General features: G+C 48.8%; 16 protein-coding genes. 10 read left to right on the forward strand and 6 right to left on the reverse strand.

The window, feature by feature from the left end:
• Window positions 1-172 precede the first annotated feature (172 nt).
• The 4 genes from VOI14_RS02540 (at window position 173) to VOI14_RS02555 (ending at window position 3282) form a co-directional block, all read left to right on the forward strand.
• Window positions 173-514 (forward strand): hypothetical protein, encoded by a 342-nt coding sequence (locus tag VOI14_RS02540; protein ID WP_323750460.1) that lies wholly within the window; start codon window positions 173-175, stop codon window positions 512-514.
• A 137-nt stretch (window positions 515-651) separates the two neighbouring features.
• Complete coding sequence (locus VOI14_RS02545) at window positions 652-2388, forward strand: hypothetical protein (protein ID WP_323750461.1); 1737 nt, start codon at window positions 652-654, stop codon at window positions 2386-2388.
• A gap of 78 nt (window positions 2389-2466) precedes the next feature.
• Window positions 2467-2856, forward strand: coding sequence for a hypothetical protein (locus VOI14_RS02550; RefSeq protein ID WP_323750462.1), 390 nt, complete (start codon window positions 2467-2469; stop codon window positions 2854-2856).
• 144 nt (window positions 2857-3000) lie between these two features.
• Window positions 3001-3282, forward strand: a complete 282-nt coding sequence (locus VOI14_RS02555) for an HNH endonuclease (RefSeq protein ID WP_323750463.1) — start codon at window positions 3001-3003, stop codon at window positions 3280-3282.
• A 193-nt stretch (window positions 3283-3475) separates the two neighbouring features.
• Here VOI14_RS02555 and dcm read toward each other — a convergent pair whose 3' ends face one another.
• The gene (dcm, locus tag VOI14_RS02560; RefSeq protein WP_323750464.1) at window positions 3476-5443 is read right to left on the reverse strand and encodes a DNA (cytosine-5-)-methyltransferase; all 1968 of its coding nucleotides are present in this window, start codon (window positions 5441-5443) and stop codon (window positions 3476-3478) included.
• A gap of 66 nt (window positions 5444-5509) precedes the next feature.
• Entirely contained in the window at window positions 5510-6166 is a 657-nt protein-coding gene (locus VOI14_RS02565; protein WP_323750465.1) for a hypothetical protein, read from the reverse strand.
• Window positions 6167-6632: 466 nt separating this feature from the next.
• Between VOI14_RS02565 and VOI14_RS02570 the strand changes: the two genes are divergently transcribed.
• From VOI14_RS02570 to VOI14_RS02590, 5 genes are read left to right on the forward strand one after another with little or no spacing between them, the layout of a single operon-like run.
• Window positions 6633-9263, forward strand: a complete 2631-nt coding sequence (locus VOI14_RS02570) for a Z1 domain-containing protein (protein WP_323750466.1) — start codon at window positions 6633-6635, stop codon at window positions 9261-9263.
• The gene (locus VOI14_RS02575; RefSeq protein ID WP_323750467.1) at window positions 9253-10260 is read left to right on the forward strand and encodes a PD-(D/E)XK motif protein; all 1008 of its coding nucleotides are present in this window, start codon (window positions 9253-9255) and stop codon (window positions 10258-10260) included. The genes VOI14_RS02570 and VOI14_RS02575 overlap by 11 nt, the downstream gene beginning before the upstream one ends.
• Window positions 10257-12122, forward strand: coding sequence for a hypothetical protein (locus VOI14_RS02580; RefSeq protein ID WP_323750468.1), 1866 nt, complete (start codon window positions 10257-10259; stop codon window positions 12120-12122). Before VOI14_RS02575 ends, VOI14_RS02580 begins: the two co-directional genes overlap by 4 nt.
• Complete coding sequence (locus VOI14_RS02585) at window positions 12122-13018, forward strand: hypothetical protein (RefSeq protein WP_323750469.1); 897 nt, start codon at window positions 12122-12124, stop codon at window positions 13016-13018. The genes VOI14_RS02580 and VOI14_RS02585 overlap by 1 nt, the downstream gene beginning before the upstream one ends.
• Window positions 13018-13749, forward strand: a complete 732-nt coding sequence (locus tag VOI14_RS02590; RefSeq protein ID WP_323750470.1) for a DUF6339 family protein — start codon at window positions 13018-13020, stop codon at window positions 13747-13749. The genes VOI14_RS02585 and VOI14_RS02590 overlap by 1 nt, the downstream gene beginning before the upstream one ends.
• Before the next feature lie 254 nt (window positions 13750-14003).
• Here VOI14_RS02590 and VOI14_RS02595 read toward each other — a convergent pair whose 3' ends face one another.
• Complete coding sequence (locus VOI14_RS02595) at window positions 14004-15305, reverse strand: hypothetical protein (RefSeq protein ID WP_323750471.1); 1302 nt, start codon at window positions 15303-15305, stop codon at window positions 14004-14006.
• A gap of 559 nt (window positions 15306-15864) precedes the next feature.
• On the opposite strand from VOI14_RS02595, the gene VOI14_RS02600 reads away from it, so the two are divergent.
• Window positions 15865-16596: a hypothetical protein gene (locus VOI14_RS02600; protein ID WP_323750472.1), complete on the forward strand. Its 732-nt coding sequence runs from the start codon at window positions 15865-15867 to the stop codon at window positions 16594-16596.
• A 248-nt stretch (window positions 16597-16844) separates the two neighbouring features.
• On the opposite strand, the gene VOI14_RS02605 is transcribed toward VOI14_RS02600, so the two are convergent.
• The 3 genes from VOI14_RS02605 to VOI14_RS02615 all read right to left on the reverse strand — a co-directional run bounded on the left by VOI14_RS02605 (window position 16845) and on the right by VOI14_RS02615 (window position 20745).
• Complete coding sequence (locus tag VOI14_RS02605) at window positions 16845-17165, reverse strand: hypothetical protein (protein WP_323750473.1); 321 nt, start codon at window positions 17163-17165, stop codon at window positions 16845-16847.
• 54 nt (window positions 17166-17219) lie between these two features.
• A complete protein-coding gene (locus VOI14_RS02610) occupies window positions 17220-19466 on the reverse strand; it encodes a putative bifunctional diguanylate cyclase/phosphodiesterase (RefSeq protein WP_323750616.1) in 2247 nt (748 codons plus the stop codon).
• 88 nt (window positions 19467-19554) lie between these two features.
• The gene (locus tag VOI14_RS02615) at window positions 19555-20745 is read right to left on the reverse strand and encodes an HD-GYP domain-containing protein (protein WP_323750474.1); all 1191 of its coding nucleotides are present in this window, start codon (window positions 20743-20745) and stop codon (window positions 19555-19557) included.
• Window positions 20746-20850 lie beyond the last annotated feature (105 nt).

Here is a 20850-nt window from a genome sequence, read left to right on the forward strand (position 1 = left end):
CGCAGCTACGCTATTGTTTTATCGCATTTTGGCAAATCACATGTTCAATAATTTTCCGTAATCACGAGGTGGCCGAGCTTCTCGCATTCGGGAGGCTGCTAGCCAGTAACTTTTAGCAGGAAATGAGTGACCTGCTACCTTTTTGGGATTAATCAAAATCTGAGGAGTTGACATGGGCATTGAGGAAAAGATCTTCGAAACTCAGTTGGAGAACGGCGTTTTTGACGCCGCAGAGGTAAATTTCGCGGAAGGGTTGGCTCGATTGGCAGTAGACAAGGGGTTCGATTCACTATCGCCGAAACAAAAAGCTGTTTTGGAGCCATATTTGTCATCCTACTGCTCTGGTGTTACTGATCCTGGAGGGCATCACAATGAATGTGACGCATTACTGGAGGGAGAGGAGCTTCTGGATGCTTATCAGCTAAGCGAAGACAGCGGGTCACTGATGTGTGAGAGCTGTAGGAGTGATCAGGGGTACTATCAGCATCAGTGGCAACGAATATCTGAAGAGTGAGCAAAGTCTCTAGCTGTTCCGCATAACACAGCCAGAAACGGGCGATGCCTACTACATTGCGGCTTCGCCTCCATTACGTGCCGTTCACGCTGGCTGGCGTTAGTGCTAATTCTGGATTGATCCCGAGAGAATGACTCATGTCGATTCTAAAGTCCTTCTTTGAAGATTTAAATCAGGAAGAGTCAAAGTTTATCCCTGCTCTGGCAAGCGATAATCTCGGCCTATTAATGCGCTGCGCAATAAATGAGTTGGATTGGTATCATTATAATTATTCTAAAGTAGCGCAGCCTAATGATGAACAGCGAGAACAGCTTTATATTCTGCAATTAGGGGTTTCAAGAATCATAAAAACGGTATTGGAGAGTAGAGAAAGCTTTGATGTTCCGGTTGTGACTACCACCAGAAAACCGGACTTAACTATGAAGGTACTGTCATTAGCGTCTGGGATGGGGATTATACAACACGGTAGGCGTGTAGCTCAAACTATTGAAAGCGGTGTTGGTGAAATAAAGAAAATTGGCCAGACGAAGTATAAAATTGTTCTGCCTGAAGAAATAGAAAACGATGATTTTTACGAAAGAGCCATTTTGGAACATTATAATAGAGAGTCAAGGAGGAAGTTTGCGGATATTCTTTACCACGAAAAGTTGCAAGAAGTAGAAAAAGAGGTAAATCAAAAGCTCAGCGAATTGGTCTATCCTTTCATGGATCATTATATAGGATATGGGGCCGACCCGATACTCGACGATTATTTTTTTGGATTGGCGTCTCATGAATTAAGTCTTCAAGAGGGTTATGATACTTATCACTATGCTATCGAGTTCGGTGGCATTAGAATTCAGCACTATATGCTCGCACTAAAATTCTTGGTTTCTCATAGCATGCGTCATGAACGCTTCGCTGAAGCGCTCGTAAAAAAATGCCCCGAAATAAAGCTAGAGAATATATTAACAATAAGCGCTGATATTGGCCCATTTGTTGAAAGTATTCGAGACGCAGTGAATTATTTTGGTTCGGTATATGAAGGGTTTGAGGCGATTGGGTTAGATAAGGCAAATCAGATCTTTAATGTGCTGACTTATGGGCGTGAAAATCTGAATCTAATTGATCCGCCTGGTAGTCCGTATCCGCTATCTATCAAATGCTCTGAAAGTGGAGCAATTCGAGCGTTATTCGGAGCACATTCAGAGCCCGTTCGCTACTTGCTTGAATCGCTACGTTTTCATTTCCCAAAAGACTATGATAAAAATCAAGCCGCAAGAGAAGCTTCACTTCAAAGAGCAGTTCGCAGAGTGATTGACGAAGCCATCAATGATATTGAGTATTTAGAAAATGTGAAAATGAGACTGAACGGCCAAGTGCTTTCTGATATTGATCTGGTTGCATTGGAGAAATCCTCTGGAACTATAGTATTTTTTCAACTTAAACATCAAGAGCTATATGGGGCAGAAATACATTCAAGATCCATAAGAAATGGTCGCCTCAAAAGTCAGGCAAGGGATTGGATGCATGCAGTGAGAGTATGGATTTATAAATCTGGCATTGATGCGATTTTTAAGGCTCTTCAGCTACCCAAGTCTTGGTCTAAGAATCCTCGGATCTTCCAAGTTATTATATCGAGGCACTACGCATACGCCTTAAAGGATATTGTTTCAGGTGAGAGTTCATCTTTTGCAAATTGGCCTCAACTCTTCAATGCTGTGAAGCTTGCTCAGAAAAATCACAAATCGCCAACACTGAGAGATCTATTTTTAATAATTAAAGAAACTCAACAGAAGGCTGAAAAAGTAACACATCTACCGGAGCCACCCATTAAATGGAAGGTGCACGAGCTTGAGTTTCAAATCACTCAAGAGCAATCTTCATATACATGACAATGCGCGGATGTCCGAATATTTTTTGTTGCGCTAAAAATTTCCGCAAAGCGCGGGATTAGCTTCTATGGAGAAGATGTGCAAATCAAGTTGAAGAAGCCGAAGGATTTATTTCTGCTCGCCGCAGGAAATGTCGTTACGAAGCGTAATCTCTTTGACCTGATTCAGTACTCCAAGGTTGCTGACTCTAAGTTCTGGGGAGGTGGGGAGTTACGAATAAACAACACACCGCAGCAGGGAATAAATTGGATTGGCGAACCACCTGCTTGTCATGGAGTGATCATCAAGACGCTGCCAGGATCATACGAGGAGGATGGTTGGGCAGATGATGGCAAGACTGCATACCATTACTCATTCAAGGCGAGAGGCGGTGAAGTTTCTTATTCGGAAAAAGCAAATTCGGCACTCATTAACCAGCCTCAGTACCAATATCCCGTATTGCTGTTCACAGAGAACGGTGATTCTTGAGTTTTCGAGGGTACTTTTTCTGTATCTGCAATCGAGACTAAATTCGTCGTTCTAAAACGCGGGTCTGGTTTCGCGCCAGAGAGGTCTCTGCCTCAGGAAGAGGTTCTGTACCAAGAGGGCGGCAGAAAGTACGTGACGCACCTGATGGCTGAGCGTAACCAAGGGGTCGTCAAAGCGCTCAAAGCTAACTCGGCCTCGGTTTGCGATATTTGCGATTTAAACTTCTCTGAGCGGTATGGCGTTGAATACATAGAAGCGCACCATAAGGTGCCTATCTCAACATACTCTTCTGCCTACATTCTAAGCCAAGATGATTTTGCGTTGCTGTGCCCAAACTGCCATAGAGCGGTACACATTTATATGAAGAAAGACGGGCTCGAATATCTGGAGATAAAGAAAAAGCTTCGGTACCAGTGCGCTTTATGAGTTTGGGCGCTGGGGCTAAGTAGAAAATTTGAGCGGACACACCAAGCGTCTGCTAGCCCGGTAAATCCTGAGGGGAGCAGATCACACGAGCTTCAGGCGCAGCGGGGTAAGTCCAATCACCGCTCATCAGTACCTAGGAGAGTCGGCAAAGTCCATAGTTTCAAATACCGCAGAAAATCGTGTCCGAACTTACTCAGATAATCTTTTTGAGCTTCATTACTTCAAGTACGTGCTCAGCTATTTGCTTTGCCAAGAATGGGGGCACCGCATTCCCAACTTGAAGGTACTGTGCACTTTGCCCTCCCTCAAAATAATAGTCGTCAGGGAACGTTTGTATTCGTGCGGCCTCTCTCACTGTCAGTGATCTCATCTGTGCAGGATCATAGTGGATGTTTGCATGGCCATCCTTATGCATATGGGACGTGACAGTTTTTGCTCGATGAAGTCGAGGGTAGCACCTGAAGCGATCTTGGAAGTTCCGGGAATACCAACTTTTATGCTGGGAAGCCAAGTTCGCAGGGAAAAACTTTGTCGTCGGCGAAGTGGATGTCTGACGCTTGTTCGCGTGGGGTGAGCGTTCAGCGTCAGCAAGCATTTGCGCTTCAGTCCACAGTGCAGAGAACATGTAACGGGTCATATCACGGGGCATATGCTGTTTTGCCCGGTGGTTCAACACTCCGGAAAAGTATTTGTTGGCCAGCCAGTTTTCAAGCTTTCCGTAGTCTTCATTTATGCCGGTCAGAGCTCTGATTGATTGGGACTTCAAATAGAAATTACACCCGGTACTCAGCTGCTCCCCTGTTTCCAGTTCATCGAGGAGCTGGGCAATTTTCGGATAGATTGTTGATAAAATATGCCGGTATTCGCCCTCCCGGCACTCGATAAAGTGCTCTTCCTCGTTGGAAAGGAAAATACGGACAAGATCATGCTCGGATATGTCTCTTGTAGCCTTCACTTGCCGCGCTTTTTCGAACTTGAGGCTTCTACGCTCCCACTCCATGATGTCCCGAATACCTCGTTCGATGGCATCCCTTCCCGACACAATTCCACGAATCTCATCGAGGCACTGGTTTCTGGTTTTGTGCCATTCCAAGTCGCTGTCAGATGGACTGTCTTCAGTAATTTGGTCAGAGCCTGATGATCGGTTCACAGTGCTGATCGAACTCCGGATCTTGGGCAACGAAGCTATCGTTTCCGAGATAGAGGGTGCGAGTGGGGCTAGCTTCGAGTCCATAGTTAACGGAAGTGATCCGTCTTTGTCGTGCTCCGCATTTATTCCGAGGAGAATGACCCTCCTCCGCTCTTGGGGCACGCCAAAGTCAGCCGCATTGATAACGAAATCCTTGTCTGACGGATTTCCTTCCGAGCCAATGAAGTTATCTTTATCAGTGACGAGCGAATATATGTGGTACTGCTTCTGATCCTTTTCAGGATCTGGGTTTTCTTTGAGATACTCCAATCGCTTGATGATCTCCGGAAATACTCTGACTCCGTTAGCGAGTTTTGCCGAACCGATTCCCGAAACATTTTCCATCACGAACAAGTCGGGCCGCGCTAGGTCAATGACATCTGCGTATTCTTTGTAAAGAAAGAAGCGTTCGTCATGGTCTTGGTTATGCTTTGCTATGCCCACGCGCCTGGCGCGACCTATTGTCGAGTACGCTTGACAGGGTGGACCACCAATCACAATTAACGGTGAACAGCTTCTCAGGTTTGAGCGTCGATCTTCTCCGGTTGATCCGCAAACTTCATCAATCTTCCTGTTTATCTCTCGTTGCTCGGGAGTCTCTTCCTCGAAGTCATTTTCGTCCGGAACTTCTCCGTTTTTCCATTTCTCAAAAACTTTATTGTTACCTAGCGCATGAGGCCTTTGCAGAGTTTCTTCGCATGCAGCCCGCCACTCGTCCGTTTTTTCGATCTCGTCCATGACGAGTCTCTTCGAAGACTCGTCGGTGCACGTCACGTAGCGGACATATAGGGATTTATCTTTGAGCTTTCTATAGAACGACCTCAGCGTCAGAGTCTTGTGAGCGTTTTTTTCCTTCTCGACTGACATGGCAATTTCGAAAGGAGAATTGTCGCAATTGCTGAACCCCTCTCCCAAACCGCCGGGGCCTGCAAAGAGATCAATGATTTTTACTTTGTCGCTAGGTTGACTCATTTCAAGATCGGATCGATAGAGTGGTAAGGCTGGATAGAATACCAGGATTGCCTCGCATTGCCAGGTCTATGAGCCAGGGGCTGCACTGTATTGACAGCAGTTCGAGAGAGGACAGGCATTGCAGTCTGGTTTTGAGGGCTTGCAGATCGAAAATGCGAGATCAAGAAGCGCGTAGTTCAAGTCGGGCGAGAGGCCATCCTCGTCGCCAAAACAGTGTACAAGAAGACGTCTTGCTTTTTTTGAGCGGTGTTCGGCTTGAGTAATCTTTTCACCCGAAACTCTGGAAGCGATGCGTATGGTATTGGTATCAATGATGTAGGCCGGTAGATGGTAGCCAAAAGAGATAACCGCATTGGCTATGTAGTGTCCAACACCCGGAAGAGCAATCAGATCTCTATAGTTGTCTGGAACCTTTCCCTGATGCTGTTGAATTAGCTGGTCACAAGCTGGAAAGAACTGGTATGCCCTCGATGCGAGGCCAAGGGCACCAGTTTTTTGTTGCCATCGAATTTTTTTGCCAATTACATCTTCGGGGGAGGAAAATTCTTCGATAAGGGAGGGGTAGATGTCGGCAACAGTTGATGCTTTTGTTCGTCGCAGAAGGCTCTCAGCGACGAATATAGCCCATGGAGTTTGAAGCTTTCTCCATGGTAGTCCGTGGCGACCATTTTCTTGGTACCAAGAAAGCAGTCGTTTTTTCTCCGGTTTTCCCACAATTTCCATAATTCATATTCACATTCTTGAACTGTTGTGCCTGAGGGCTCTACTGGGTGCCAGGCTGCTGCAATAACCGCATCTTGATCAGTTTATAGACGTCTCTTCTTATCCAACGGAATCGATAAATCCTCTCTTCTGAAGATCAAAGACTTTTTTGCAGCACGATTGGCTCGCTTTACCGGTTGAACCTTTATCCAGTCCCCAAGGCATAATCAGCCATCGTCATAGCAAGGCTGAATCGGAAAGCTCACCCTTTTCATGCCACGGCTTCGTGATGTTCCACCAAGTGCCAGCTTCCAGCCCATTCTAGCTGCATTATTTTTCGGATTTTCTATCACGCCGATCGTCTTTGACCCGCTAGGAACATGGGCATTAGTGTCGTGATTCGTATGCTGAGGTATGTGAAGAGTTTGTTTTCTCGTATAGTCTGGGACAAAAAAACGAACCAGCTGGAATGGAGAAGCTAAATCTCATGGATCAACATCAAATCCAGTCTTTTATAAAACAAATTAAAAAACAGTACCCCAGCTGCGAAAGCGTGGAACAGGCGGCCCAGAGGGTCAAAGAGGAGCTTGAGACGTTTTTCCCTTTTACTCAAGAGCACCTCGACGAGCTTGGTGAGGCTCAGCGAATATTCTCCGAGAGCTTAAAGCCCATCGAGACACTTCATAAGAACTCTATATACAGCCTCCACAAAGACTGGTATACGGGAACGGCTGCCGGTGATAAGCATTGGCCTGCCCTAGAAGATTATATTGCTTATACAAAAGGCTGGGGAGAAGATACCGCTGGAAAAATCGGCAGTGCATCCTATGAAGTAACATCTCTTTTAGCCGACCCTAACCAGAGCAAATTCAAGCATCGGGGCTTGGTGGTGGGCTATGTCCAGTCAGGTAAAACTGCGAACATGACTGCTGTCATCGCAAGAGCTGTTGATGCTGGCTATAACTTCGTGATCATCTTGGCAGGTCTGACAAACAAACTTCGGCAGCAGACACAACGCAGGATGGTTAAAGACCTTGTCGAGAGACACCCAACTAGTTGGCATCAGTGGACTAGCGTTGACGATGATGGTGACTTTCGAATGCCACCTGGCCGAAGTTTCTTGATGCCTGAGAACGTGCTTCAGCTATGCGTGGTGAAGAAGAATGTCTCCCCTCTGGATGCGTTCCTAAAAACAGTAGAAAGATCGCCAGCAGCCATTCTAAATAAGTTGAAAGTCCTCATCATCGATGATGAATGTGATCAAGCTAGCGTTAATGCATCTTCAAACGAACTTGACGTTACCGCGATTAATGGACGTATTCGTGAGATTGTAAAGGCCTTTCCAGCGGTCAGCTACGTTGGCTATACAGCTACACCCTTCGCGAACGTACTTATCAATCCCTACCCAAACGACAACTCCCAAATCGATGATCTTTATCCAAAAGACTTTATCACCGCCCTGGAGTTACCTGAAGGCTATTTCGGTACAGAAAAGTTGTTTGGTAAAGATCCGGTAGATGCGGAAAACCCCTCCCCTGACGAGGAGGGCCTGGACATGATCCGGGAAGTGGTCCCCGAGGACGCGAGCCTACTTCAACCCTCCAGCCGGAAAGAGACCGAAGATTTCCAGCCCGAGATTCCACCAAGTCTCGAGGAAGCACTACTGTACTTCATAGCTTGTTCGGCAGCACGAAGAGTGCGCGGAGATGAAGATGAGCATATGACTATGCTTGTCCATACTTCCGTGCGAACAATAATGCACGAAAAAGTTGAATCTCTGATAAGTGGATGGGTTGCACTCCGAAAACGTGATTTTAGAACGGAGAGTCGAGAATGGTTCGAGCGACTCTCGTCAATTTGGTCAAAGGAATCCGGAAGACTTCCAGATGACATAACCCAAGCTTCACCAGTGTCTTTCGATGAGCTAAAAGATCGAATACCTGAGGTCTTGGATGCCCTCGAGGTAGTCGTAGAAAACGGTTTTAGTGATAATCGAATCGATTACGAAAACGGACCCAAAACCTACATTGTCGTAGGGGGATCCGTGTTAGCCCGGGGATTGACGCTGGAAGGCCTGATGGTGTCGTACTTTCTGCGTAGTACCAACCAATACGATACACTGTTGCAGATGGGGCGATGGTTTGGATTCCGCCCGAATTATGAAGATCTGCCCAGAATATGGACCACGGCATCCCTTGAAGATTCGTTCCGTAGCCTTGCACGAATTGAAGCCGAAGTTAGGGAAGATATCTCTGAATATGTTTCGAGGGGCAACATTACACCCATGGAGTTCGCTGTAAGGGTGCGCCGTATTCCCGGAATGGCAATTACCTCTGCTGCAAAAATGAGGGCAGCCCAAGTATGCGACATAAGTTTTGTTGGTAAGCACGTCCAAACCATCCGCTTTGACCACAAGGATGAAGATATTGTCCTCCGTAATTGGCGTGCCGCTTCAGAACTGATATCCAGTTGCAAATCACTCAATACAGCTGACGAAACTACTGAAGAGCTTTTGTTCAAGCGTGTGCCAAAGAACTTGATTCGTAAATTTCTACTGAACTATGCGATTCAGGATAGCCACCGAGAGCTGTCTACCGAGCTTCTGGTTGGCTACATCGACTCAGCTGGCGATGAGCTATCAGAGTGGAATGTTGGCGTGTATCAGGCGAGGGGCGATCGCTTATCCAAAGATCCAATGGGCAATGCTGGACAAGTGAGGCTAACGAACCGTTCAAAATTGGAGGCCCCGCCAGAAGAAGCCGCTGACATCAAGGCCCTTATGTCAAAGAAAGACATTCTCTTCGATTGTCAAAAAACTATCGCTGGCGAGCGCGATTGGGCAGACCTCAAACGGGCAAGAGAGCAAGAAATTGGTAGTGTCCCGCTTTTACTAATTTATCCGATCGCGCACGATTCAAAGCCGAAGAACGACAAGAGCAAGTTTCGCGAAAAGCTCGATGCGGTTGGGGACTTGATCGGGTTTGGCATCGTATTCCCTGGCAATTCAGAAGGCAGTGGCCGCTATTACCACGTAGTTGTGAATGCACCTTCAGCAGACGAACTAGAAAGTCTGGACGAGGAGATAGCCAGTTACTTGGAGTCGGGCCATGTCATCTGACGGAATAGCTTCAAAAGCACTTTGGACAAGACTGCGAGAAAATCAATGCGAGGCGGGTGGTCTATCAATTCCAACCATACCTACCAGCGTGGTTACCCTGCATGGACCTCCAAGACATGCCTTAAGCTCTTCTGGGGAGGCGCGACTGCTGCTGCCTATCGGCGCAACAGAGACGATCCCCAAGTTACCAAGCACCGCAGCATTATCAGTATCGGACTGCATCTATACCTACAAAGGACGCTCCCAGAGATTCCTTGACATAGTTTGTCAGCCACCTGACCTTGAAAGGGTGTTTTCTGAGGTTGCTGATGAACTTTTGAGTAGGGTTGGTGAGGGTGTTAATGCGTTGGAGGCAGCCGCCTCAACTCTTTCAGATTTCCAAGAGTTGCTGATTCCTGAGTCTGATAAAACAATCGCTTTCGAAACCATTATCGGTTTAGCGGGAGAACTTGTTTTTCTCAGCTCTCTTCTGGACATTGCTCCCGAGGCAATTCATTTCTGGAGGGGGCCGCTGAAAGAGCGTCATGATTTCCGCAAAGATTCTTTTGCTTTCGAGATCAAAACTTCCAGCCGCCCGGGAAACCAAGAAGTCATCATCTCCGCAGTGGACCAGCTTCTGCCGCCAACCAACGGCAAACTCATGCTCGTTCATCAAGTTTTGGAAGAGGTCAGTGACGGCAATGTATCCGTTTCAAGCCTCGCGGCAGAAATCGCTAGTAAGGCATCTGATCCGAAGCTATTTATGGATTTACTCGAAAAAGCTGGTTGTAAGGATCCAGATGGCGCTGCTTGGAACAAATACAGTTTCAAGAGCGAGAATCAGGAGATGTATCGAGTAGGCAATGATTTCCCTCGGATCATTCCAGAAACCTTCCAGGAAGGGAGCATGCCGAAAGGGGTATTGGGTATCTCTTACTCTATTGATCTTACTGTCGCCACTGAACTTCGGCTGGATAAAACTGAAAGAAGAGCGGCATTACAGGAATTCTGTTCGTGACTTTCCCTGAACTCCAACTCCATTCGGAGCGCTACTCTGTCAATGGCAACCTTTCGGCTGAAGGCTTCAGAAAACTTCTTGGAACCCCGACTTTAGATCTACTGCAAACTGTAGTCAGAGAATCGGTTCAGAATAGTTGTGATGCGGCTGACGAATATCACGTCCCGAAGGTCGTATTTCGACTCAGAACGCTTTCCCAGTCCCAGTCCGATGCGCTGGATGCCGTTTTAACCGCCTTCCCCGGTCCCGAAGCTTCTAGTAGAGCTTTCGAGCATTTCACCACTACGGAAAAAAAATGGGTGTTGGAAATTTGTGATTTCGGTACTGGAGGGTTGGGCGGCCCTACCCGAGCAGATCAATTGCCCGGACCGGGAGAATCAACAGATTTCGTCGATTTCATGCGCAACGTCGGGACCCGAAGAGACACGTACCAAGGAGGTGGATCGTACGGCTACGGCAAGACATCTCTTTATCTGAGCAGCGCCTGTTCGACAATATTGGTTGATAGCCAAACAACTAACAAAGGGGCTGACGTACGACGCTTTATGGGTTGCCACCTAGGTTCCGCTTTCAGTGCACCTTCTGATTCAGGAGAACCAATCAAATATACAGGCAGACACTGGTGGGGGACCCCCGGAGAAAATCAAGAGTATGTCGATCCGGTGGAAGGATCGGGAGCGGAGGTTCTAGCTGAACGCTTGGGGTTCTTACAGCGAGGTCCAGAGAAGCTTGGAACCTCCATCATGATCCTTGATCCACTATTTATGCGCTTTGAGGATACTAATCCAAGGGTTACTGCTGGCCTGATTGCAGAAACACTCCTTTGGTTTTTCTGGCCTCGTCTTCTCGAGACCCAACACAGTTCTCCGAGCCTGAACCTGGCGGTAGAGTTTGAAGGAGAAGAAGTATCCGTTCCCCGCCCTGAAAACTATCCGCCTTTAAATCTCTTTGCCAGGGCGATGCGGAAGATAAAGGATAACGAAGAAGACAGCCAACAAGTTTATTCGCCCAAATACAAGCAGGTGTTAGGAGACCTCGCCATACATAAAGGTCCTCGTGCAGATCGAACACCAATCGTTCCGGAGCATAAGAGCATCATTCCGAAACAATGTGCGCACATCGCTGTCATGCGCCCGGTAGAGTTGGTTGTGAGGTATTTCGAAGGTGACCCGTTTTCGAATGCTGATGCGGAGTGGGCTGGCGTTTTCGTGGCTGGAAATGATGAAGAGGTCGAGGAAGCGTTTGCGAGTGCGGAACCTCCTTCTCATGATGATTGGCTTCCGAACATGTTGCCTAAAGGTAAGCATCAAAGTTATGTGAACATTGCACTGCGTAAAATCAAAGAGACGGCCAAACAGGTCGCCCACCCTGCACATGCAGTATCTGAGCATGAGAGTGACAAAGAGCCTTTAGGACGTATTGCCAAAGCAATGGGTACGTTTCTTTCTGGCGCAGCTATCGATCCTCCTCCGCAAGCATCAAGAAGCAGGAAAAAACGGAAGGCTGCTCCGTCCAACGGTCACGCTCAATGGGCGTCTTTTGAGAAGCTTGAAACTAGTGCGAATGGTCGAGTGATTGCGGTTTTTAATGCTGACGTGCCCCATAACAAAGGAGACGTAATTATCGGCACAGCGACCCACTTCCTGGTTGTTGAAGGTCGGCCCCTGCCAAAAGAAGACGAAAGCTTGGGCAGGCATCCTGTCTCAATCCTGTCATGGAAAAGCCGGGATGGTCATTTTTATGGAGAGGGTCATGAAGTTGATCTCGATGGCAATGCCAGCGATGTGCAAATTCGGGTCGAAATTCCAAAAGACTTGGCCGTGCGCTTAAAAATTGAATTTGGTGAAAAGGAGCAAGACTAATGGGCGATATTGCTTACCCGTTCTTGACTCTAGATCACTCTTCAGTGAACGCTGAGCCATGGGAAAGCTTGGACCCAGAGGGATGGGATAAACCAGTTTCAGATATCGCAGAAACTTGGGACTATAACTCTGACTTAACTATCACTCGAAAAATAAAAATAAATCGGGAAATAGCCGCTATTCAGCTGGATATCCCAATCGATTCTTTGAATTTACAGATCTGGGTTAGGGCGGGCACTGGTTCTGGAAACCTTCCCCGTATATGGTTGAAACCGAAAGCTTTTGACTCGTGGGATGAGTCGGTTCAAATCGACTACTTTGTGCGAGGTGGGGATCTCTCAAACAGACTGTTTTTGGAGACAACAATAATTGTTCTCCCTAGTGAAAATTCAGGAGCCCTATCTCCAAGCTTTCCAGCGTCCAAGGTATGGCAAGATCATCTCGATATACGACTCGAAGGTAGTGAGCCCCGGTTTCCAATTGAGCTGGTGAGCTTTTCACAATTGTTTGCAAGCAGACCTGAAATCAATGCGTTGTGGTATCTGGATTGGGTGCCTGGGGAAATGACGCGAGACTTTTCTGGATCAGTAAGGCTTTTGATTAACAAAGACCAAGAGCAGTTCGCAGAGAGATTCGTCTCGGGCGACAGATATACGTTGCAGGTGATCATGGCTGACGCAATGAGCCAAATAATAACAAGCGCGATTCAATTGCCAGATCCTTTCGAAGCCATCGAAGCTTGTGAATTCGGAACGGTTGGAAGTTACGCACTTTACTGGATAAATATCTGCTTCCCGGGGCTGCGAAGTGAAACCATTAGGTCCTCGCTAGAGCACACCCCGAGCAGATTTCACGCTGCAATTCTGAGTAATGCGGATATTGGGGAGGTATCTTAATGCTACTTTTCCCCAGACTCGATCGGGTTCATGTTGACTCGCTCTTGGAAGAGTTTGCATTAAAGGAAACGGCTCCCAATCATCCCCGTGGCATAGATGCGCGCCATTTTGGAGCGACTGGGGGAAGCAGAATCAGCGATAGTGAACTGGCTGATCTAAGGCGGGAAATACTCGCGATTGCCAGCGAACATGGTTTTCCAGGTGCGAGCAATTCGGCCCAAAGGTCTAGGTTTGACACTCAACTAACCGCGTTTTTTGCAGACCATCTCAGTCTGAATGCCGGTGAAGCCCTGAGGGATGACGTCTGGGCTTACATTACAACCGTTCTAGTCCCGGATGTCGTTGTTTGGCGTTTCAAGGGGATTACTCGCAGACGTTTTCAAGGCGGTGTTCGAAACGCTTTGCAAAGGTTATGGCTTAGAGCAAAGGCTCTTGATCGTGGGAAAGAATCGGATGATCGCTGGAGATTCGTTAACGCTCTGACTGAAGATGCATTCGTGCAAATCGTTGAGAGGCCATCCATCTATAGTGACAGCAGACTGGCTCAGGCCCTTGCCGACGGCTGGACAAAAACTGCCCAAAGAGTCGGGAAATCAGCAATGGAACCTGTCATGCGGAGAGCGGTGGTTAATCTCAGATTGCGTGGAGAGGTCCAGATGCTATTTGCCTTGGATGACGCGGCCTTGGTCAACTTGGTTAACCGGATGTTCTTTAAGGCTGCCTCATTTTAACTATCGCCTATGAGTAGACAGGGGAGAAGAGGATAGGCAGCCCCTAGCCCCGCTTTTTCTGCGCCTTACTTTTTTAACCAAATATCTCATTCTCGATTTCTTGGTATCTGTTTTACAAGCAATAACTGTTTGGGAAGGGCGGGAGAGTACTTGCCTTAAAGGCTCCAATATCTTGAGATTGATCCTGTACATGGAATAAAGCCAGACGGTACCGGCGCGACTGGGTGACCCACGGGCCACCCAGTCCGTTCTCCCTATTTTCTCGATGAGAGTATCTTCAGAAACTCGCCAAGCTTGGTGAAGTCATCGCCAATACTGACAAGCCAAGCATGCCCGAAATGTTCGTTCTTTGACCCTTTTGCGTCCTTTCTATTGTTAAAGGCCGTAAAGTTACTGCTGTAGGTCTCTCTCTGCTCCCCTTTCAAAATGATTGGCGTAGCGCAGCCGGATCTGAGAATTTCCTCTGAGACGCTCTCGCTCAAGCCCGGGCGCAAAGTAATCTTCAGCTGGTCCTTTCGCCAATAGGATTTACGGTTGATGTAGAGGCTTTCCTCTCTTCCAACGCCCTTGAACCGAACCTCCAGCTCATGTCTTTTGGGTGAACCATCCAGTGCAGCCATGTTGCTCTTTCGGACAGAGTCTATAATTCCGCTCTCTATCTGCGTTGGCATTACCTTCTCTGTCGACCGTTTGCCATCTGCTTCCCGTTTCTTGAAGGATAGGACCTGCTGTGAATCTTTGTTGATAACCTTTTCTGTTTTATTTCGATCCATGAAACTGTCCTTACCTAATTTTTCCATGAGCTTGAGTTTGGCCTTGTCGAGGGTATCCGGATTGGTCTTACCTGAGAGTGACCCCCTTTCTTTTTGTCCCAGGAAATAGGCAATCCTCTCTGCGTTCGCACCTGACGGGTGCGGCAATCCATCCAGAATCCTCGCTTCGGGGATCACGCCCTTAGCTGTGAGGTAGCCCAGAGCTTGTGCAGACTCTCGTCCCAAAGGGATATACCACGCGTTCCCGTCGATCTGCTTCAGCTCTTTTGCAAGATGATCATCGACCATCCTTTTCAACATCGGATGCTTCAGTATCGAGGGACTGCCGCTGTAGTTTTTATTGTCCACAAATACTGGATACCGCAGTGCGGATGTGAAATGACACAGGTCGCTGCGCTCACCGAAAAGCTGGTCTGTGGATTCAATGCCCACCTTTTCCGGAAGGCCAATACTGTCAAGGAGCGCCACGAGGTTGGCTCTCATGGGCCCACTGAAGCTTGCGAAGACTTTGGCCGCTTCAAGGGCCTCTTGATCCGAAGCCCCAGCAGAAAGCTGTTCCGCCACTGCCTTATTCGCTCTCAGAGCTTGTTGCTCACCCGGAGTGAGGCCAATCAGAACAACTTTGGCCTTTCGATTGATGTGCTCGAACGCGGCATAGCAGACAGAAAGTCTTTCAGCTCTTTCCATCACCATGGACTGTTTGAAATTTCTTCGAGCTTCGGGGTCAAGAAGCCTGTCTCGGAATTCCGGCAGAAGAACCGCTGAAGCTGGTGGGATGATCATCTGGTCCGCCAGGAGATCTTTCCAGTTCTCATACCCCAATTCACGGGCGTGAGTCTCTAGTAGCTGGGAGTGACTGAAGTCGGAATGTTTGGCCTGTTCTTTGGCCTGTTTCTTCAGTTTCTGGATGAAGGTGCTGGTTATGGTCATAACATTCTCCAATCAACATTTCCTTGCGAGCCCCCATCGCAAGACGGTTGTCTTGGGATGTTATTGCCAGTTTCGATTACCAGGGTCTTCGTAAAGACTTCGCCACGGGGGCCTCAAGCTGCCGGTCAGCTCAAAATATGCTAGATAAAGTCATATAGAGAATGCAACTGCGACAAAAAAATACATTTAACCAGCTAGTTTTATTAGACTTTTATCTTCAGGTGCGGGGCTTGAGTCACGAGGAATGGACGGAGGGGGGGGGCATGGATCTTCGGGAAATCGATCGAGAGACACTTTACGCCGAGGTGTGGAAGGAGCCTATGACCAAGGTTGCCGAACGTTATGGTGTTTCTTCAAGCTATTTGGCGCGAGTCTGTGAAAGGCTGGGGGTCCCGAGACCCGAGCGCGGCCATTGGGCGAAGCGCAGATTGAGGCCCCTTGCTATCTATTCTCCGAGGGTCTCCTGAAATCTTGGGATGGACCTCGTGAGGGTTTTGCGATCCAACTAGATACAGTTTCCGGGGTTGAGGAGTTTCCCGAGAACACTCGATATATTTCACAGGCGCGTCGGGACAGACGGTTCGATGCCGAAGGTGGTTCTGAATACAGGTATCAACAACAGATTTACTCGATGGCGAGAGTAACAGGCTGGGGTGAGGAGGCCGTTCACGATCTCTTTAGTGGTGAAGTTTTCCCCACCCATAAAAACATCACTCAGTCTCAAAAGCGCCGATTCGACGGGCGTGCCATGATCAACATTCTTCAGGAATTTCCTGAATCTGAGACAGAGAATAGAATCGAGGTAAAAACTGACTCTGCCATTTTTCGTAGGAATCTGACCAACCCGGGTCGTCTTGTAAATGCTGTGCTGAACAAAGTGATTCCAGGTGGGTTCAAGCAGACAGATCTACTCTCATGCATTTACGTAGATAGGTCGAGGTTCGAATCGTGGCTTCTTAATGAAAGATGCTTGGCAACACGCCGTTCTGTCAATCTGGCAGATGTCACGGCGGCGCTTGGATGCTCCGAATCAGAAGTCCGCCTTCTTGTAAGCACGGGGAAGCTGAAGTGGGCTACACACCGCGATTGGCAGAAATGGATTGACGGGCCATCACTGTTTGAATATTTGCTTCGGAAGCAATGATCCATTGGGCACAGGATTTCTGTGCCTTGGTTTTCCATCCTTTCCCCATGACTCCGCCCTAACTACTGCCTCCTGAAACCCAGCTTGTTGTTTCACCCGCTATAAATCTTTTCGAACAAATTTGCTCAATTCCTTCATTCAGTCTCGGAAAGCTGGACACGTTGGCTTTGCTTGGCTCCAGCTTTTCAGCTATATATACAAGAATTAGGGTAGCAATTTCGCTTGGTCCTTCGTGTCCGCCGAAAATCTCACCTTATCTTTGGATCGACACGCAGAAAAACGCCACAAGACTTACATTGGTCCGGCGCCATTAACTTGGCCTGCCAACCAATCTTCGTGTCGCACGCCGGGCAAGACAATCGCAACTGCAACACAATGATAGGAATCACCAGCAACACCAGAAGCACCCCAAGGCCACCCCAGTCATCACCAGACGAAATTCCCAACTGACTACTGAACACCAGCACCAGAATCAGCGCAAAAAAAGCAAAAATGAAATAACTGCGGTTCCAGCGCTCCCAGCGGCGCAGCTTCGCATCCTGCTCCGAGGACAAATACCTGGCAGACATACAATCACACTCAAAAAAAGACAGAACGCAAAGTTTGCAGGGCTGGCGCTCTAATTACAATTCGGAAGTGGCCTTCTGGCCGGTAAACAGCGAATCCTCTCTAATCGCCCTCTCCAGCACACGGCCAGGAACCGGACGACTGATCAAATACCCCTGAACCAGATTGCACTTATGAGCTTGCAGAAAGCTCAGCTGATCTTCTGTTTCCACACCCTCAGCTACCACCTGAATGCCCAGATTATGAGCGAGATTGATCACCGCTCGGGTAATCACCGCATCGTCATGGCGCTCGGTCACATTGGTAATGAAGGACCGATCTATCTTCAGTAAATCCACAGGGAAATCGCGCAGGTAGCCCAGAGACGAATAACCAACCCCGAAGTCATCAATGGCCAAGCGTGTGCCCAACTGATGCAACTGCGACAGTTGGCTGCGATTCTGGGCGATGTTCTGAATAAAAATTTCTTCGGTCAATTCAAGCTCAAGCATATGAGGGGCGACATTCTCTGCCGCCAGAGTATCCCGCACATGGTCTACCAGCGTGGCATCCTCCAGCTCCCGGCCAGACAGGTTTACCGCAATCCGCAGGTGTTCGCAGGGGGTGCCTTTCCAACGAGCTAGCTGGCGACAGGCAGCGAGCACCACCCATCGGCCGATCTCGGTAATGCGCCCACTTTCTTCCGCCAACGGAATAAACTCCATGGGAGACAGCAGACCTCGGGTGGGGTGTTGCCAGCGAATCAGTGCCTCAACGTTATTGATTTCGCCTGTGTCGAGATTCAACTGAGGCTGGTAGTGGAGCACAAACTCATCATTCGCCAAAGCCTCACTGAGATCCTTATCGAGCTCCAGCCGCATCATCTCTTTTTCTTGCATACCCTCAGTATAGAATTGATAGGTATTGCGGCCCTGATCCTTGGCTCGATAGAGTGCGATATCCGCATTACGAAGCAGAGTATCGGCATCGTGCCCGCTTTGGGGATACACCGCGACACCCATGGTGGCGGTGACCTGGTGAACCTGCCCGAGAACCTTGAAGGGTTCGGCAAAGCACTGTTTTATCTCGCCGAGCAGATGAATCACACCATCAATATCGTTCATCTGTTGATGGCAGATCATGAACTCGTCGCCACCAGAGTAGGCAACAAGAATGGTTTCGCTGCTGAGGCTGTTCAGCCTTTCCGCAATCTTGATCAAAAGCTCATCGCCAAACTGGTGGCCAAGGGTGTCGTTCAGAACCTGAAACCGATCAAGATCAATCATCACCAAGGCAACTTGACGCAATTGGCGATCGGCAATACTGAGCGTGTGTGCCAGGTCTTCCATGAAAAAGCGACGGTTGGCCAGTCCCGTTAGGGTATCCGTGGATTCCAAGCGTTCCAGATCGACCTGTACGGCCACGCGTTCGTCGACCTGTCGTTCCAATTCAAGCCGCGTTCTGAGCAGAGAGTGGGTGCGTTTGAAGGTCATCTGCGCAAACAGTGCGGTGAGGCTGGCAAGCGCACCCATTAGGATGACGCTAAGAAAGGTGCTGCGTGGCCAATGGCTGCGTTGATTTTCTACCCAGTCGATAGTCGGGCTAAGGGCCAGCTGCCAATCGAGTGAGGGTAGATCGACAGGCGCCGTTTCGCGAAAAGCGTAGTTGATATTGCTCGAGGCATTGAGAGCGTAGCTCGGCTCACCGCGTTGTATTATTTCAACTTGAAATTGGTCGAGGATCCGGTCGGTTAACAATTGCTTGGCCAGCACCTGCATTTTGAACACGCCTGCAATAAAGCCATTGTTCTCGGAACCCTGACCGACGGGATGGTACGTGACGATACCCTTGGGGCCTTGCCGGAGGTCGATAATGCCCGAGATGTCGGCTTGCCCGGTTGCAGCCGAGCGCTCTAAGGCCTGTCGGCGGTGCTCGTCAAAGGCCACGTTGTAACCGAGAACGTTTTGATTGGCGGTAGCGGGTTCTAACCAGCGGATAATGAATTCCTGATCAATCCACTCAATGGCTTGATAGATGCCAAAGTCGTTGAGGTAGGTGTTGGCGTCGGCTTGCCAAAGCGATCTGGTGGGGTAGGCGTTGTTTTCCATGCGCTTGGCCATCCGGCCTAGGGCGCCCGCCTGCACTGAAAACTCACGCTCCAGATTGTCGGCCAGAGCTTGGGCTTCGTTCGCGAGATTGGCTTGGATCTGATGAGTGTCTTTTTGAGTCAGGCCTGACCGAAGCGCCCAAGCTAATGCAAAAAAAGCTAGAAATATGATGACGGCAAAAAATGGGCTCTTAAGGACGCGCGTTACGAACGGCATGGTGCGCTGTGCTGGGGTCACGCTCTGCTCCGAGTTTACCTTGGCGTATTCCTAGGGGTAACGGCAGAGTCCTTTCTATCGTGAGTCGCTAGTTGTGAATTCGCTCGTTTATAGTTATTCCGTAAGCGCCATCGGGCAATGCGATACGAATTTCGCGAACCTCCCCATCATCTGCGGTCTGCAGGCTCAGGTCAAGAATATATGGAGTTATTCTATGCCCATTTTTATCCAGTACGATCTCGATTTTCGGTTTTAGCTTGCGTCCCGGGTGTGTGGTGACGACCCAGGCCACTTCCCCAGTGGTCAATTCGACCAGCGTACCAGGCGGGTAAATGCCGATCATGCGAATGAAATTTTCAACCAGATCGGTATCAAACTGCTGACCACGGTTTTGGTAGAGAATTTTAAGCGCTTCGGCCGGTGACCGCCCGTCCCGGTAGCAGCGATCGCTGGTGATTGCGTCGTAGGTATCGACGATGGAAATCAATCGGGCAAAGCGGCTGATCTGGGATTCTGGCAAGTGTGTTGGGTAGCCGTTGCCATCTACGCGTTCATGATGGTGCAGGGTTACATCACGGATGATGGGTTCCAGATTTTCATCTTGTTTGAGCAGGTTGAAACCGTGTGTCGTGTGCGATTGCATGACGACGTATTCGTCTGGGGTGAGTGGGCCGGGTTTGTTCAGAATCTCGTTTGGTACTTTAAGCTTGCCGAGGTCGTGCAGCAGGCCACACATGCCGGCGGTTTCGATGTCTTCATCCGGCATGCCTAAAAATCGTGCAAATGCGATGGCATAGACGGCTACGCGGAGACAGTGCTCGGCGGTGTAAGCATCACGATTTTTAATTCGCCCCATCCAGAGCATAGCGCTGGCGTTGGCTTTGACGCTGTCAACGCAGGAGCGGATCAGTGTGCGGGCTTCGCCCAGTTCCAGTGTGTTGTTCTCAATGATGTCGACGGTAATTTTATCAACAAAATCCTGAGTCCGGCTCCAGGTCTCTTTAGCCCGAGGGAATTCTTCTTCGAGTGTGCGGGTTTCAGGCAATGGCTCAGTGGTTTTTTGGCGCAGCTGAGGGATTTTGCCGAGGACAGGCGCCAGCTTTTTTTCCTCATCTTCGACCACCACCCAGGTGCAATACTGGCGGAGTACTTTCGTTTCTTCGGGCGAGGATATCGTGAACCCCTGAAACAAAACAGGCACATCGTTCCAAGGCCGGTCCAGTTGTACGACGCGCATGCCGAGTTGCAGCAAATCGACCGGAATGCGGGCCCTGTGCAAAAAAGTCTCCACCTTCGTGCCTGCTCGATCGAGATTGCTTGGGGGCACTTGCCCGTTCCTTGGGGGATCTTTGAACGACATAGACCTGCTCACCTATCCTAGACT

This window comes from Marinobacter sp. (assembly GCF_034669625.1).
In the GTDB taxonomy this organism is placed as follows: domain Bacteria; phylum Pseudomonadota; class Gammaproteobacteria; order Pseudomonadales; family Oleiphilaceae; genus Marinobacter.

Excerpts from the sequence above, each read along its gene's own strand:
- VOI14_RS02540 (WP_323750460.1), top strand. The coding sequence starts at position 173 with ATGGGCATTGAGGAAAAGATCTTCGAAACTCAGTTGGAGAACGGCGTT.
- VOI14_RS02545 (WP_323750461.1), top strand. The coding sequence starts at position 652 with ATGTCGATTCTAAAGTCCTTCTTTGAAGATTTAAATCAGGAAGAGTCA.
- VOI14_RS02555 (WP_323750463.1), top strand. The coding sequence starts at position 3,001 with ATGGCTGAGCGTAACCAAGGGGTCGTCAAAGCGCTCAAAGCTAACTCG.
- dcm (WP_323750464.1), bottom strand. The coding sequence starts at position 5,443 with ATGAGTCAACCTAGCGACAAAGTAAAAATCATTGATCTCTTTGCAGGC.
- VOI14_RS02565 (WP_323750465.1), bottom strand. The coding sequence starts at position 6,166 with ATGGAAATTGTGGGAAAACCGGAGAAAAAACGACTGCTTTCTTGGTAC.
- VOI14_RS02570 (WP_323750466.1), top strand. The coding sequence starts at position 6,633 with ATGGATCAACATCAAATCCAGTCTTTTATAAAACAAATTAAAAAACAG.
- VOI14_RS02575 (WP_323750467.1), top strand. The coding sequence starts at position 9,253 with ATGTCATCTGACGGAATAGCTTCAAAAGCACTTTGGACAAGACTGCGA.
- VOI14_RS02585 (WP_323750469.1), top strand. The coding sequence starts at position 12,122 with ATGGGCGATATTGCTTACCCGTTCTTGACTCTAGATCACTCTTCAGTG.
- VOI14_RS02590 (WP_323750470.1), top strand. The coding sequence starts at position 13,018 with ATGCTACTTTTCCCCAGACTCGATCGGGTTCATGTTGACTCGCTCTTG.
- VOI14_RS02595 (WP_323750471.1), bottom strand. The coding sequence starts at position 15,305 with ATGATCATCCCACCAGCTTCAGCGGTTCTTCTGCCGGAATTCCGAGAC.
- VOI14_RS02605 (WP_323750473.1), bottom strand. The coding sequence starts at position 17,165 with ATGTCTGCCAGGTATTTGTCCTCGGAGCAGGATGCGAAGCTGCGCCGC.
- VOI14_RS02610 (WP_323750616.1), bottom strand. The coding sequence starts at position 19,466 with ATGCCGTTCGTAACGCGCGTCCTTAAGAGCCCATTTTTTGCCGTCATC.